The sequence below is a fragment of the Halorussus salilacus genome (assembly GCF_024138125.1).
GTDB lineage: Archaea > Halobacteriota > Halobacteria > Halobacteriales > Haladaptataceae > Halorussus > Halorussus salilacus.
In genome coordinates this window covers 614,595-628,522 of the sequence record NZ_CP099993.1, presented here as the reverse complement: position 1 = coordinate 628,522, position 13,928 = coordinate 614,595, and the positions used below count along the sequence as shown (strand labels likewise).

The 13,928-nt window shown below is 67.3% G+C and carries 12 protein-coding genes; 11 read left to right on the top strand and 1 reads right to left on the bottom strand.

What is annotated here, in order from left to right; all coding sequences use genetic code 11:
- The 11 genes from NGM10_RS03235 to NGM10_RS03185 all read left to right on the top strand — a co-directional run bounded on the left by NGM10_RS03235 (window position 1) and on the right by NGM10_RS03185 (window position 12,557).
- The gene (locus tag NGM10_RS03235) at window positions 1–270 is read left to right on the top strand and encodes an NADH-quinone oxidoreductase subunit J (protein WP_253483745.1); all 270 of its coding nucleotides are present in this window, start codon (window positions 1–3) and stop codon (window positions 268–270) included.
- The gene (locus tag NGM10_RS03230) at window positions 267–668 is read left to right on the top strand and encodes an NADH-quinone oxidoreductase subunit J (protein ID WP_253481762.1); all 402 of its coding nucleotides are present in this window, start codon (window positions 267–269) and stop codon (window positions 666–668) included. The genes NGM10_RS03235 and NGM10_RS03230 overlap by 4 nt, the downstream gene beginning before the upstream one ends.
- On the top strand, window positions 668–970 hold the full coding sequence (gene nuoK / locus NGM10_RS03225; RefSeq protein ID WP_132057608.1) for an NADH-quinone oxidoreductase subunit NuoK: 303 nt from the start codon (window positions 668–670) through the stop codon (window positions 968–970). The genes NGM10_RS03230 and nuoK overlap by 1 nt, the downstream gene beginning before the upstream one ends.
- 4 nt (window positions 971–974) lie before the next feature.
- Window positions 975–3,014, top strand: a complete 2,040-nt coding sequence (gene nuoL, locus NGM10_RS03220) for an NADH-quinone oxidoreductase subunit L (protein ID WP_253481759.1) — start codon at window positions 975–977, stop codon at window positions 3,012–3,014.
- Window positions 3,015–4,544 (top strand): complex I subunit 4 family protein, encoded by a 1,530-nt coding sequence (locus NGM10_RS03215; protein WP_253481756.1) that lies wholly within the window; start codon window positions 3,015–3,017, stop codon window positions 4,542–4,544.
- Window positions 4,545–6,026 (top strand): NADH-quinone oxidoreductase subunit N, encoded by a 1,482-nt coding sequence (locus tag NGM10_RS03210; RefSeq protein WP_253481753.1) that lies wholly within the window; start codon window positions 4,545–4,547, stop codon window positions 6,024–6,026. It begins immediately after the preceding gene.
- A gap of 466 nt (window positions 6,027–6,492) precedes the next feature.
- On the top strand, window positions 6,493–7,977 hold the full coding sequence (locus tag NGM10_RS03205; RefSeq protein WP_253481751.1) for a DHH family phosphoesterase: 1,485 nt from the start codon (window positions 6,493–6,495) through the stop codon (window positions 7,975–7,977).
- A 111-nt stretch (window positions 7,978–8,088) separates the two neighbouring features.
- Window positions 8,089–8,916 carry a CBS domain-containing ParB/RepB/Spo0J family partition protein gene (locus NGM10_RS03200; RefSeq protein ID WP_253481748.1) on the top strand — a complete coding sequence of 276 codons (828 nt, stop codon included), beginning with the start codon at window positions 8,089–8,091 and terminating at the stop codon, window positions 8,914–8,916.
- A 40-nt stretch (window positions 8,917–8,956) separates the two neighbouring features.
- Window positions 8,957–9,985 carry an ABC transporter ATP-binding protein gene (locus NGM10_RS03195; protein ID WP_253481745.1) on the top strand — a complete coding sequence of 343 codons (1,029 nt, stop codon included), beginning with the start codon at window positions 8,957–8,959 and terminating at the stop codon, window positions 9,983–9,985.
- Window positions 9,982–10,761, top strand: coding sequence for an ABC transporter permease (locus tag NGM10_RS03190; RefSeq protein ID WP_253481742.1), 780 nt, complete (start codon window positions 9,982–9,984; stop codon window positions 10,759–10,761). Before NGM10_RS03195 ends, NGM10_RS03190 begins: the two co-directional genes overlap by 4 nt.
- Window positions 10,762–10,856: 95 nt before the next feature.
- Window positions 10,857–12,557, top strand: coding sequence for an acyl-CoA mutase large subunit family protein (locus tag NGM10_RS03185; protein ID WP_253481739.1), 1,701 nt, complete (start codon window positions 10,857–10,859; stop codon window positions 12,555–12,557).
- Between the two features lie 46 nt (window positions 12,558–12,603).
- Here NGM10_RS03185 and NGM10_RS03180 read toward each other — a convergent pair whose 3' ends face one another.
- A complete protein-coding gene (locus NGM10_RS03180) occupies window positions 12,604–13,914 on the bottom strand; it encodes a M28 family peptidase (protein WP_253481736.1) in 1,311 nt (436 codons plus the stop codon).
- Between the last annotated feature and the right edge of the window lie 14 nt (window positions 13,915–13,928).

Here is a 13,928-nt window from a genome sequence, read left to right as displayed (position 1 = left end):
ATGGTATACGAGACGCTCGCGTTCGGCCTGTTCGCTCTCGTCACGATAGCGAGCAGTCTGGGCGTCGTCCTGGTGCGGGACGTGTGGCACTCCGCGTTGCTGTTGGGTGTCGCGCTGCTCTCCGTCGCCGTCCACTACGTGATGCTGCAGGCGGAGTTCCTCGCAGCGATGCAGATCCTCGTCTACGTCGGCGGGGTTCTCATCCTCATCACGTTCGCGGTGATGTTGACGCGCCAGGCACAGACTGAAGAGGAGGTGACCGAAGCATGACCAACCGAGACAGAGGTAGCTTGCTGCCGGGACTGGCCGCCGTCGCGCTGTTCGCAGTGCTGGCGGTCGTGTTCGTCCGCGCGTCGTTCGGCGACCCCGCGGCGGAGTTCGCGGGCGACGCGGGCGTCACGGCAAGCATCGGCTACGCGATGTTCAACATCCAGCACCCCGACGCCATCCCGAGCGAGGGCTTCCTCGTCGCGTTCCTCGTCATCGCGGTGGTGCTCGACGCCGCGCTCGACGGCGCGGTGTTGCTGGCACGACGCGACGAGGACGGCGTCATCACGACGGCGCTGCGCTCGGACGCGGCCGACGAAGACGCGACCGAGGAGCGAGTCGCGACCGACGGGGGCACGCCCGCCGGAACCGACCGCGACGCCGAGGAGGTGAACGACTGATGGTACCCATCGAGTACTACCTCCTGCTGTCGGCCGCCGTGTTCTGCATCGGCGTGTTCGGCATCCTGACGCGGAAGAACGCGCTGTTGTTCCTGATGAGCGTCGAGCTGTTGCTCAACGCCGCGAACATCAATCTCGTCGCGTTCTCGCGGTTCCACGGCAACCTGACTGGACAGACGTTCAGCCTGTTCACGCTCGCGCTGGCGGCCGCGGAGGTGGCCATCGGGATCGGCATCATCCTCGTGCTGTATCGCAACTTCGCAGACGTGGACGTGACGAAAGCGACAACCATGAGGTGGTAAAACGATGGCAGCACTCCCCTTCGAACTGGCACCGGCCATCGCGGCGTTGCCGTTCGTATCGTTCCTGATCGCACTGCTCGTGGGCGCGTTCGCCCCGCGACTGCTCCCGAAGGGCGGCGCGATTCCCGGCATCCTCGCGACCGCCGGGTCGCTCGTCCTCTCGGTGTGGGCGTTCGTGGCCGTCTCGGGCGCGTCCGACGGGATGTACCACGACTCGATAACGTGGGTCGCCGGGGTCGGCGAGGCGGCGTTCGACCTCCACTTCGGTATCCTGCTCGACCCGCTGTCGACGATGATGCTCGTCATCGTCTCGCTCATCGCCCTGCTCGTCCACGTTTTCAGCCTCGGCTACATGAACGACGAGGGCGAGACCGGCCTGCCCCGGTACTACGCCGGTCTCGGGCTGTTCACCGCGAGCATGCTCTCGTTCGTGTTCGCCGACAACCTGCTGATGGCGTTCATGTTCTTCGAGCTGGTGGGCCTGTGTTCGTTCCTGCTCATCGGCTTCTGGTTCCGCGAGGACGGCCCGCCGAGCGCCGCGAAGAAGGCGTTCCTGGTCACCCGGTTCGGTGACTACTTCTTCCTCATCGGCGTGGTCGGCGTGTTCGCCACCTTCGGCACCACGGCGTTCGCCGGGAGCGAGTCGTTCCCCCACCTCGCCGAGCAGGCGCTCGCGGGCGACGCGAGCGCCACCACGTTCCTCGGGCTCGGCCCGGAGGCGTGGTTCTCGGTGCTGGGACTGCTGGTGCTCGGCGGCGTCGTCGGCAAGTCGGCCCAGTTCCCGCTGCACACCTGGCTCCCGGACGCGATGGAGGGCCCGACCCCGGTCTCGGCGCTCATCCACGCCGCGACGATGGTCGCGGCGGGCGTCTACCTCGTCGCGCGGATGTACGGGTTCTACGCCCTGCTCCCGCAGGTGCTTGCGCTCATCGCGTTCGTCGGCGGCTTCACCGCGCTGTTCGCCGCCACGATGGGCGTCGTCAAGAAGGAGATCAAGCAGGTGCTGGCGTACTCGACCATCTCCCAGTACGGGTACATGATGCTCGCGCTGGGCGCTGGCGGCTACGTCGCGGCGACCTTCCACCTGATGACCCACGCGTTCTTCAAGGCGCTTCTGTTCCTCGGTGCCGGGTCGGTCATCATCGCGATGCACCACAACGAGAACATGTGGGACATGGGCGGCCTGAAAGAGCGGATGCCCGTGACCTACTACGCGTTCCTCTCGGGGTCGCTCGCGCTCGCGGGCATCCTCCCGTTCTCGGGCTTCTGGTCGAAGGACGAGGTGCTCTACGAGGCGCTCATCCACGGCCTCGACAGCCCGCTGTTGCTCGGGGCGTACGCGATGGGTCTGCTCGCGGTGTTCTTCACCGGGTTCTACACCTTCCGGATGGTCGCGCTGACCTTCCACGGCGAGCCCCGGACCGACACCGCCCGGAACCCCCACGGCGTGGGCTGGAACGTCAAGGTCCCGCTCGCGGTGCTGGGCGTTCTGGCCGCGGTGGCCGGACTGGTCAACATGGTGCCGGTCCAGAAGGTCCTCGGCGTGGAGGGAATCGACTTCCTCCACCAGTGGCTCGACGCCGGGCCCGAGGCGCTGACCGCCCACCACTACGCCGACCTCATCCCCTACTCGTCGGCGTACGTGGGCGGCGAGGTGACGACGGTACTGCTGAGCGCGGGCGTCTCGCTCGGGCTCGCGCTGGCGGGTGCCGGACTCGCGTGGAAGCTCTACGCCGTTCCGAGCCCCGTCGAGCACACCGACAAGCTCGGCAGCGCCAAGACGGTGCTGTTCAACAACTACTACCAGGACGAGTTCCAGGTCTGGCTCGCGACGGGTCTCACCCTCCCGCTCGCGCGCGTCGCCGACAAGTTCGATCAGGGCGTCATCGACGGCGTGGTCAACGGCGTGTCGAGCGTGAGCCTGTTCGGTGGCGACCGCATCAAGCGCGTCCAGTCGGGCGTGGTGACCAACTACGCCTTCCTGCTGACGACGGGCCTCGTCGTCCTTCTCGTCGTCCTCGGTCTCATGGGAGGTTGGTTCTAGATGTGGATCGAAGCACTCATCGCGGTAACGTTGGCGAGCGCGGCCGCGGTCTTCCTCGCGCCGAACAAGGTGGCGGGGAAGCTCGCGTTCGCGCTCAGCCTGCTCCCGCTGGTCGGGAGCCTCTGGATGTACAGCACGTACGAGGCCAGCGGAAACGCCCTGCTGTCGGGTAGCACGCTGGCGTTCGAGACGAACACCGAGTGGGTCGTGGCCGGACCCTACAGCCTCAACTGGCACGTCGGCCTCGACGGCATCGGCATGCCGCTGGTCGCGCTCACCACGGTGCTGACGTCGCTGGCCCTGCTGGCGTCGTGGACGCCGATTCAGGAGCGCCAGAGCCAGTTCTACGGCCTGATGCTCTTCCTGGAGGCGAGCCTCATCGGCGTCTTCACGGCGCTGGACTTCTTCGTCTGGTTCGTCTTCTGGGAGATGGTGCTGGTCCCGATGTACGTCCTCATCGGCGTCTGGGGCGGGCCGCGCCGCAAGTACGCGGCGATCAAGATGTTCGTCTACACGAACATCGCGAGCCTCGCGCTGTTCATCGGGTTCGTCGCGCTCGTGTTCGGGCTCGGCGACTCGGTCACCACCTTCGACATGCCGACGGTCGCGCAGGCGCTGCGCGCGGGCGAACTCGGTTCGCTCGGTCCGGTCGGCCCGGAGACGCTGAAGCTCGCGGCGTTCGTCGCGATGTTCGTCGGCTTCGCGGTCAAGGTGCCGGTCGTCCCGTTCCATACGTGGCTGCCGGACGCCCACGTCGAGGCCCCGACGCCGGTCTCGATCATGCTGGCCGGAGTCCTGCTGAAGATGGGCACCTACGCCCTGCTCCGGTTCAACTTCACGATGCTACCGGACGTGGCCCAGCAGAACGCCCAGCTCATCGCCATCTTCGCGGTGGTGAGCGTCATCTACGGCGCGATGCTGGCGCTGGCCCAGACCGACTTGAAGCGAATCGTGGCGTACTCCTCGGTGTCGTCGATGGGGTACGTCATCCTCGGTCTCGTCGCCTACACCGTCTACGGGCTGGGCGGCGCGACCTTCCAGATGGTCGCTCACGGCCTCATCTCGGGGCTGATGTTCATGGCTGTCGGCGTCATCTACAACACGACCCACACCCGGATGGTCTCGGACATGTCCGGGCTGGCGAGCAAGATGCCCATCACCGTGGCGGTGTTCGTCGCGGGCGCGTTCGGCTACATGGGCCTGCCGCTGATGGCCGGGTTCGCCGCTGAGCTGTTCATCTTCCTCGGCGCGTTCGGCGCGTTCGAGGGGTCGGTGGCGTTCACCGCGGCCGCGATGTTCGGCATCGTCATCGTCGCGGGCTACCTGCTGCTCGCGATGCAGCGCACGCTGTTCGGCGAGTTCGAGGTCGAGACCGACTACGAGGTCGGCCCGGCGGCGTTCCACGACGTGGCACCCCTCGTGGTGCTCGTCCTGCTGGTCATCCTGCTGGGCGTCGACCCGAACATCTTCTTCGAGATGATTCAGGACGCCGTGAATCCGCTGGTTCCCGAAGCCGGAGGTGGTGTCTGAATGGCGTACCAACTTCCCGCGTGGGCGGCGCTGGCACCGACGCTGGTGCTCGTCGCCACCGCACTGGTGTTGTTCCTGATCGATAGCATCGACCCCGACTCGGAGAACCGCGCGTTGCTCGCGGGCGTCTCGGTCCTCGGGTCGCTCGCCGCGGCCGGGTTCGCGGTGTGGTTCCTGCTCGCGGGGACCGGCGACGAGCCCATCAGCCTCTACGCCGACACGCTCGTGGTGGACACGATGACGCTGTTCTTCGCGTTCGTGTTCGCGAGCGTGACCGCGCTGGTCTCGGTCGCCAGTTACGACTACATGCGCGACCACTCCTATCAGGGCGAGTACTACGCGCTGGTGATGCTGGCGGCGACCGGGATGACGCTGATGCCCGCCGCGAACAGCCTCGCGGTGGTGTTCGTCAGCCTCGAACTCTCCAGCCTGCCGTCGTACGCGCTGGTCGCGATACTCAAGAAGAACCGCGGTAGCGTCGAGGCGGGACTCAAGTACTTCCTCATCGGCGCGCTGTCGTCGTCGATCCTCGCGTACGGTATCAGCCTCGTCTACGGGGCCAGCGGCTCGCTGTTGCTCCCCGAGGTCGCTGGCGCGGCCGGAACCGAGGGTCTGACGGGCGTGCTGGGCATCGGCGTCCTGATGATACTGGGCGGGTTCGCGTTCAAGACCGCGAGCGTCCCGTTCCACTTCTGGGCCCCCGAGGCCTACGAGGGCGCGCCCGCGCCCATCTCGGCGTTCCTCTCGTCGGCCTCCAAGGCCGCCGGGTTCGCCGTGGCGTTCCGGGTGTTCACCGTGGCGTTCCCCGTGGATGCGTACCTCGCGAGCATCGACTGGGTGCTCGCGGTCCAGATTCTCGCCGTCGTCACGATGACGCTCGGTAACTTCGCCGCCGCCACGCAGGACACGGTCAAGCGGATGCTCGCGTACTCGTCGGTCGGCCACGCTGGCTACGCCCTCATCGGGCTGGCGGCGCTGTCGGGCGGCAACGACCAGTTCGTGCTGGGCGCGAGCATGACCCACCTGCTGGTCTACGGCTTCATGAACACCGGCGCGTTCCTGTTCATCGCGCTGGCGGAGTACTGGTCGGTCGGCCGCACGTTCGAGGACTACAACGGCCTCGCCAAGCAGGCCCCGTTCGCGTGCGTCGCGATGACCGTGTTCATGTTCAGCCTCGCTGGGCTCCCGCCGTTCGGCGGCTTCCTGAGCAAGTACTTCCTGTTCGCGGGCGCGGTCGGCGCGGGCTTCTGGTGGCTCGCGGCGGTCGGTGCCATCAACAGCGCGCTGTCGCTGTACTACTACTCGCGGGTCGTCAAGGCGATGTGGATCGAGGAGCCGACCCGGGAGTTCGACATCGAGTCCAAGCCGGTCGGCCTCTACGCCGCCATCGTGGCGGCCGCAGTCGCCACCGTCCTGCTCCTGCCCGGGTTCGCCCCGGTCTGGGAGTTCGCCCAGAGCGCCGCCGGGGCGCTCGTGGCGTAGGCTCGCCGAACCGGTTCGCAGACCTCGGTTTCCGCGGATTTTTTGGAACGGTCGAGTCGGGAGAATTGCTCGACGTGATTCGACGGGATTGCTCGACGTGACGCTAGCTACTCCCGATACCTATGAGACCGCAACCACACGCCTCCCCAGCCGATTCGCTCGCTCCTTCCAGTCGCTCACTCATCCCTCGCGCGACCGATGGCGCGGCACAGGGCCGCGCCAGCGCGCGCCGTGACCGAGGGACGGAATGGCGAGACGACACGGTCTTCGTGGTGCGCGCGGTCGCGGTGCGGTCCTCTCACCGGGAGGGAGTCGCTAGCTTCGACATCCCTGCGCCCGTTTCTCTGGTCTCGGAAGGACGGTCGAGCAGAGAAGTGACGCCCGAAGACGGATTTTTCCCGCCGGATTCTCGGGTCGTATCGTAGACGGTAGACTTTAGGCCGAGCAAGCGAAACCGCGGGCTAGAATGGTCTCCCGGCTGGTGCTGGGGTGTGGCACCGACGGACAGGCGCTCATCGAGGCGATAGCCGACGCGCCCGGGAGCCTGCTGGTAGTCGACGAGAGCGAGAATCGGGTCGACGCGCTGCGCGACGAGGGGGTCTCGGCGCGCCGGGCCGACCCGACCGACCCCGAGGTGGTCGGCGAGGCGGCCGACGACCCGGAGGTCGTGGTCGTGGCGGGCGGCGAGTCGTCGGCCAACCGCCGGGCGACCGAACTCGCGGCCGACCTGTTTCCGAACGCCTACATCCTCGCGTTCGTCGGCGACGACCCCAGCGACGAGGACAGGCACGCGATGGCCCGACTCGCGTCGAAGGTGGTCGACCCCAAGCGGGCGCTCGCCGAGAAGGCCCTGTCGGTCTCGACCGGCGAGGCGGCGTTCCGGACCGCGAACCTCCGCCGGACCCTCCGGCGGATCGACGGCAAGCTGGGGGTGTTCATGCACGACAACCCCGACCCCGACGCCATCGCGAGCGCGGTGGCGCTCTCGCGGGTCGCCGAGGCGGTCGGGGTCGAGGCCGAGGCCTGCTACTTCGGCGACATCTCCCACCAGGAGAACCGGGCGTTCGTCAACCTCCTCGACATCGACCTGCGGAACTTCGAGGCGGGCGCAGACCTCTCGGAGTTCGCGGGCATCGCGCTCGTCGACCACTCCCGGCCGGGCGTCAACGACCAGTTGCCCCCCGACACCCCTGTCGACGTGGTCGTCGACCACCACCCGCCCAAGGAACCGGTCGAGGCGACGTTCGTCGACCTCCGCAGCGACGTGGGCGCGACCTCGACCCTGCTGACCGAGCACCTCCAGCGCCTCGGTATCGACCTCACCGAGGACGTGGCGACCGGCCTGCTGTACGGCATCCGGGTCGACACCAAGGACTTCTCGCGGGAGGTCTCGACCGCCGACTTCGAGGCGGCCTCCTACCTCCTGCCCCGCGCCGACGTGTCGATGCTGGAGCGAGTCGAGAGCCCGTCGGTCAGCGCCGACACCTTCGAGACCATCGCCCGGGCCATCCGCAACCGCCGCATCGAGGGCACCGTGCTGGCCTCGTGCGTGGGGTCGCTGTCGGACCGCGACGCGCTGGCGCAGGCGGCCGACCAGCTGCTCAACATGGACCGGGTCACGACCACGCTGGTCTACGGCTTCAGGGACGGCACGGTGTACGTCTCCGCGCGGGCGCGGGGCACCGACGTCGACCTCGGCGAGACCCTTCGGGCGGCGTTCGGCCAGATCGGGAGCGCGGGCGGCCACGCCGACATGGCGGGCGCGCAAATCTCGCTGGGCCTGCTCGGCGAGGTCGAAGCCGAGGAGGAGTCGTCGCTCGCCGACGTGGTCAGCGACGTCGTCACCGACCGCTTCTTCGAGACGATCCAGTCTGCTCCCAGCGCCGACAGTGAGTACGCGCCCGGCGGCGAGACCTCCTTCGACCCGCCGGTGGCCGAACCGGAGGACTGACGGCCGCCGCCGGTCGGCGCGGGACGCCTCGCGCTCGACGAGTCTGACCCCGACCGACGAATCCGGGCCCGACCGCGAAGCCTTTTGGGGACGGGGTCCGTCCGTGCGTGCATGGACGTGGCGGCAGTGTCCGACGGCGGAACCGCCAGCGGGAACGCGAAGGTCAAAGACTACATGACCCGCGACGTGGCGACGGTGTCGCCCGACGACACCGTCGAAGCGGTGTCGCGTCGCATCGCCGAGAGCGACGAGCACAACGGCTTTCCCGTCTGCGACGGGCGGCGCGTCGAGGGGTTCGTCACGGCCCGGGACATGCTGTTGGCCGACCCCAACGAGCCCATCTTCAAGGTGATGAGTCAGGAGCTCATCGTCGCCCACCCCGATATGAAGGTCGACGACGCCGCCCGGGTCATCCTCCGGTCGGGCATCCAGAAGCTCCCCGTGGTCGACGACGCGGGCAACCTCGTGGGTATCATCTCGAACACCGACGTGATTCGCTCGCAGATAGAGCGCGCGACCCCCGAGAAGGTCGGCAAGCTGATGCGGACCCTCGAATCCATCCACGACACCGAGGTCACCCAGACCCGCCGGGAGGTCCCCCTCCACGACCTCACCCCGACGCAGGGGAAGGTGTACGCCGACGAGCTCGAGGGCCGGACCTACGAACTCGAACGCGGGCTGGCCGAACCGCTGGTGGTCATCGAACACGACGCCCGGGACGGCGGGAACCTCCTGCTGGCCGACGGCCACCACCGGGCGCTGGCGGCCGACCGCCTCGACATCGAGGAGATGGACGCCTACGTCATCGAAGTCGACGAATCGGTCGAGCTCGGAATGGCGAAGACAGCCGCCAAAGAGGGGCTAGAGACCATCGACGACGTGAACGTGGTCGACTACGCCCGCCATCCACTGGTGGAGACCACGAAGCGGTTGCAGTAGTGCGGTGGGTTTATAAAATACGAATTGGTGAGGAATTATCATGGGTAGTGGAGAACCGAACCTCGACGAACCCGTCCTCTCGGTCGAGAACTTCAGGAAGACCTACGGGGACGGCGAGGTGGTCGCGGTCGACGACGTCTCGTTCTCCGTCGAGTCGGGCACCGTCGTGGGACTGCTCGGGCCGAACGGCGCGGGCAAGACTTCGACCATCAAGTCGGCGCTGGGCATCGTCATCCCCGACCGAGGGGAGATTCGGCTGAACGGCGTCGACGTTCACGAGGACCACCGGAAGGCCTACGAGAACGTCAGCGCGGTGCTGGAGGGCGCGCGCAACGTCTACTGGCGGCTGACCGTGGTGGAGAACCTCTCGTTTTTCGCCAGCCTCCAAGGCATCGACCCGAGGGAGGCCCGCGAGGAACACGAACAGCTCCTCGAACTCCTCGGCATCGCCGACAAGCGCGACGAGGTGGTCCGGAACCTCTCGCGCGGGATGAAGCAGAAGACGGCGCTGGCGTGCGCGCTCGCGCGCCAGACCCCCGTCCTGTTCCTCGACGAGCCGACGCTCGGCCTCGACGTGGAAGCGTCCTACGACCTCCGACGCGAACTCGAACGGCTCGTCGAACAGGAGAACCGGACCGTGATACTCAGCAGCCACGACATGGACGTGGTTCAGGACCTCTGTGACCGAGTCATCATCATGGACGACGGCGAGATAGTCACCGACGAGCGAGTCGACGACTTGGTCGACCTGTTCCGGACGCAGGCGTACGAGGTTACGGTTGGCGACCGCGTCTCGGGTCGGCTCCGGTCCGAACTCGAACGCGAGTTCGACGCTGGGTCGTGGGACGAGCGCGCCGACCGGACGGTGTTCGAGGTGTCGCTCCGGGACCCCGACCGGTTCTACGACCTGACCGACGCGCTCCGTGACGCTGGCGCGACGTTGCTGTCGGTGTCGGCGGTCGAACCCGACCTCGAATCGGTGTTCCTCGAAGTGACCAACCGGGTCGACGAGGAGGCCGTTCCGGGTACCGACGACGAGACGACCCCGCCGGTGGAGGGTCGGCCGTGAGCGCCTCGCACATTTACCTGTTCGCCCGCGCGTCGCTGTACAAGTCGCTCATCCTGATGCGCCGGTACCTCTTCAACACCCTGAGCCAGATTCTGACGGGGTATCTCTTCTTCGTCCTGCTGTTCTTCGGCGGGCGACAGATAGCGCCGACCGCCATCGACTCGTCCATCGAGGGCATCATCGTCGGCTACTTCCTCTGGATGCTGATAATGAGCGCCTACTCGTCGATAGCGGGCGACATCACCCGGGAGGCCCAGTGGGGGACCCTCGAACAGCTCTACATGTCCCCGCTGGGCATCACCTCCGTCGTCGGGATAAAGACGGTGGTGAACGTCTTCGTCAGCCTGCTGATCAGCGGAATCCTGCTCGGACTGATGCTGGTGACGACCGGCGAGTACCTCGCCCTCGACCTGCTCACGGTGGTCCCGATAACGGTGCTGACACTCACGCCCGCCGTCGGGCTCGGCTACGTCTTCGGCGGTCTCGCGCTCCTCTACAAGCGCGTCGAGAACGCGTTCCGCATCCTTCAGTTCGTGTTCATCGGCCTCATCGCCGCGCCGGTCGGCCAGTTCCCCGCGCTGAAGGTCGCGCCGTTCTCGCTCGGTAGCGCGCTCCTCCAAGACGCCATGGGCGGCGGCGCGCGTCTCTGGGAGCTTCCGGCGGGCGACCTCGCGCTGTTGGTCGGGGTCGCGGTCGCGTACCTCCTCGCGGGCTATCTCGCGTTCCGGCACATCCAGCGCGAAGCGCGGCGTCGCGGCGTGCTGGGCGACTACTAACCCGACGGCCCCTGCCCCCGACCCGTCGCGGCCCGGGCCGAGTCGCCGCCCATCGATGCAATCATATTAATTATCCCGAACCCGAACGTTGGCCTATGTACGATCAGGACGACCTCGACGACATCAGGCAGGCCAAAGAGGAGTGGGAGGACGAGACCTTAGACCCCGTCCTCGACGCCTACGGCGAGCGCAAAGACCGGTTCGCCACCGTCTCGAACCTCGAAGTCGATAGGCTCTACACTCCCGACGACGTGGCCGAGATGGACTACGAGGAGGACCTGAGCTTCCCGGGCGAGGACCCCTACACCCGCGGGGTCTACCCCACGATGTACCGCGGTCGGACGTGGACGATGCGCCAGTTCGCCGGGTTCGGGACCGCCGAGGAGACCAACGAGCGGTTCCACTACCTCATCGAGAACGGCCAGACCGGTCTCTCGACCGCGTTCGACATGCCGAGCCTGATGGGCAAGGACAGCGACGACCCCCTCTCGGACGGCGAGGTCGGCAAGGAGGGCGTCGCGGTCGACACCCTCCGGGACATGGAAATCCTGTTCGACGGCATCGACCTCGGGGAGGTCTCCACGTCGTTCACCATCAATCCATCCGCGCCGGTCATCTACGCGATGTACATCGCGCTGGCCGACCAGCAGGGCGTCCCCCGCGAGGAGATTCGGGGCACCATGCAGAACGACATGCTCAAGGAGTTCATCGCCCAGAAGGAGTGGGTGATTCCGCCCGAACCCAGCCTCGACATCGTGACCGACACCATCGAGTTCGCGGTCGAGGAGACCCCCAAGATAAAGCCGGTCTCCATCTCGGGCTACCACATCCGGGAGGCGGGGTCGACCGCGGTCCAGGAACTCGCGTTCACCCTCGCCGACGGCTTCGCCTACGTCGAGGACTGCCTCGACCGCGGAATGGACGTAGACGAGTTCGCGCCCCAGCTCTCTTTCTTCTTCAACTCCCACAACTCCATCTTCGAGGAGGTCGCGAAGTTCCGCGCGGCACGGCGCATCTACGCAACCGTGATGGACGAGTGGTACGGTGCCGAGGAGGAGGCGAGCAAACAGCTCAAGTTCCACACCCAGACCGCCGGACAGAGCCTGACGGCTCAGCAACCCCTGAACAACGTGGTCCGGGTCACGATTCAGGCGCTCGCGGGCGTGCTGGGGGGCACCCAGAGCCTCCACACCAACAGCTTCGACGAGGCCCTCGCGCTCCCGAGCGAGAAGGCGGTCCGGGTCGCGCTGCGGACCCAGCAGATCATCGCCGAGGAGTCGGGCGCGGCCGACATCGCCGACCCGCTCGGCGGGTCGTTCGCAGTCGAGAGCCTCACCGACGAGGTCGAGGAGAAGGCGATGGCCTACATCGAGGAGATACGGGAGATGGGCGAGGGCTCGGTCCGTGACGGCGTCCTCGAAGGCATCGAGCGGGGGTACTTCCACCGCGAGATTCAGGACGCCTCCTACGAGTACCAGGAGCGCGTCGAGTCGGGCGAGGAGACGGTCGTCGGCGTCAACGAGTACGAGATCGACGAAGACACCAAGCCCGACATCCTCAAGGTCGACGAGGAGGTCCAGCAACGCCAGCGTGCGCGACTCGCGGAGGTCAAAGACGAGCGCGACGACGCGGCCGTGGAGGCCGCGCTCGACGACCTCCGGGACGCCATCGAGAGCGACGAGAACGTGATGCCCGCCATCGTCGACGCGGTGAAGGCCTACGCCACGATGGGCGAGATTATGCAGGTGTTCGAGGCCGAGTACGGCAGTTACCAGGAGACCGTGAGCATCGCCTGACTCGCTTCTCGGTCGCGGAAACCGCCCCGGAGAACGCGGCCGGGCGCTACTCGTCGTAGGGCCAGTCGCCGATTATCTTCATGCCCTCGGCCTTGTCCTCGGCTTCGAGCGCGGCCGCGATCTCCTCGGACTCTTTGTGGTCGACCGAAAAGTCGTCGCTCGCGAGTCGGACCGCGAGTTCGGTCAGCAGGACCGCCTGCTCGCGGAGGTCCCGGACCTCGATCTTGTCGAGGGTGTCGGCGTAGGTGTGGCCCCAGCCGCGGCCCTCCGACCCCGTCTCGCTCATGACGTGGTAGCCGGGGACGCCCCACTTGACGTACGGCCAGTGGTCGCTGTGGGGTCCCTGCTCGGGGATGGTCTTGACGGGGTGGCCGAAGTCGTCGGCGACGCCCTCGGCCGCCGAGTCGAGCGCGTCGAAGCCGTGGGTGTAGAACGACAGCGTGCGCCCGCGCACGACCCCGTCGCTGTTGAGGACCGCCTTGACCGAGTCGAACTCGCGGTTCGCGGCGTCGTACCCCGACCCCACGAGACCCACCTCCTCGGAGCCGTAGGCGATGAAGTGGACCTTCGTGTCGAGTTCGTCCTCGCGGGCGGCCAGCGCCTTGGCGAGTTCGACCACCATCGCGGTTCCCGCGCCGTTGTCGGCCGCGCCCTCGGCGATGTCGTGGGCGTCGACGTGGCTGGTCACGAGGACCTCCTCGTCGGTGTCGGGGCCGAGTTCGGCGTGGACGTTCTGGCTGGTCGCGTCGTGAACGTCGGCCTCGACCTCCACTTCCACCCGCTCGCCGTCCCATCGGCGTGCGAGGCGCGCGCCGACCTCCTTGCTGACGCCGACCGCCGGAACGTCGCCGATGGGGTCCTCCTCGGTCCCGACGCTCCCGGTCGGCGGGAGACACCCCTCGACGTGGTTCCGGAAGACGAACGCGGCCGCGCCGCCCTCGACCGCGTGGTAGTACTTCTCCCTGCGGTGGATGAACCGGTCGTAGTGGTCGGGGACGTTCGAGGCCGCCATCACGACCTTCCCCTCGAAGTCGGTCGCCTCGAAGTCCTCGGGCAGGCCGTAACCGAGGTCGACGAGTTCGCCAGCGGCGCTCTCGCTCGGACTCCGCGGGAGCGCGATGCAGTCCTGAACGGTGTCGCCCGCCCGAATCGCGCTTGTACCGCGGGTCCAGCCCTGGATGTCGAACTCCTCGAGTCGGGCGTCGCGCGCCCCGACCGAGTCGAGCGCGTCGCGGGTCAGCTCCGCGCCCCTGCGCTCGCCCTCGCTCCCGGCCATCCGGTCGCCGATGTCAACGAGGTCCTCCAAGTGGGTCCATCCGGCGTCGCTGGTGAACGTCTCGCCGATCCAGTTTGCCATGCTGTGGCATGGAT

Excerpts from the sequence above, each read along its gene's own strand:
- NGM10_RS03235 (WP_253483745.1), top strand. The coding sequence starts at position 1 with ATGGTATACGAGACGCTCGCGTTCGGCCTGTTCGCTCTCGTCACGATA.
- NGM10_RS03230 (WP_253481762.1), top strand. The coding sequence starts at position 267 with ATGACCAACCGAGACAGAGGTAGCTTGCTGCCGGGACTGGCCGCCGTC.
- nuoK (WP_132057608.1), top strand. The coding sequence starts at position 668 with ATGGTACCCATCGAGTACTACCTCCTGCTGTCGGCCGCCGTGTTCTGC.
- nuoL (WP_253481759.1), top strand. The coding sequence starts at position 975 with ATGGCAGCACTCCCCTTCGAACTGGCACCGGCCATCGCGGCGTTGCCG.
- NGM10_RS03215 (WP_253481756.1), top strand. The coding sequence starts at position 3,015 with ATGTGGATCGAAGCACTCATCGCGGTAACGTTGGCGAGCGCGGCCGCG.
- NGM10_RS03210 (WP_253481753.1), top strand. The coding sequence starts at position 4,545 with ATGGCGTACCAACTTCCCGCGTGGGCGGCGCTGGCACCGACGCTGGTG.
- NGM10_RS03205 (WP_253481751.1), top strand. The coding sequence starts at position 6,493 with ATGGTCTCCCGGCTGGTGCTGGGGTGTGGCACCGACGGACAGGCGCTC.
- NGM10_RS03200 (WP_253481748.1), top strand. The coding sequence starts at position 8,089 with ATGGACGTGGCGGCAGTGTCCGACGGCGGAACCGCCAGCGGGAACGCG.
- NGM10_RS03195 (WP_253481745.1), top strand. The coding sequence starts at position 8,957 with ATGGGTAGTGGAGAACCGAACCTCGACGAACCCGTCCTCTCGGTCGAG.
- NGM10_RS03185 (WP_253481739.1), top strand. The coding sequence starts at position 10,857 with ATGTACGATCAGGACGACCTCGACGACATCAGGCAGGCCAAAGAGGAG.
- NGM10_RS03180 (WP_253481736.1), bottom strand. The coding sequence starts at position 13,914 with ATGGCAAACTGGATCGGCGAGACGTTCACCAGCGACGCCGGATGGACC.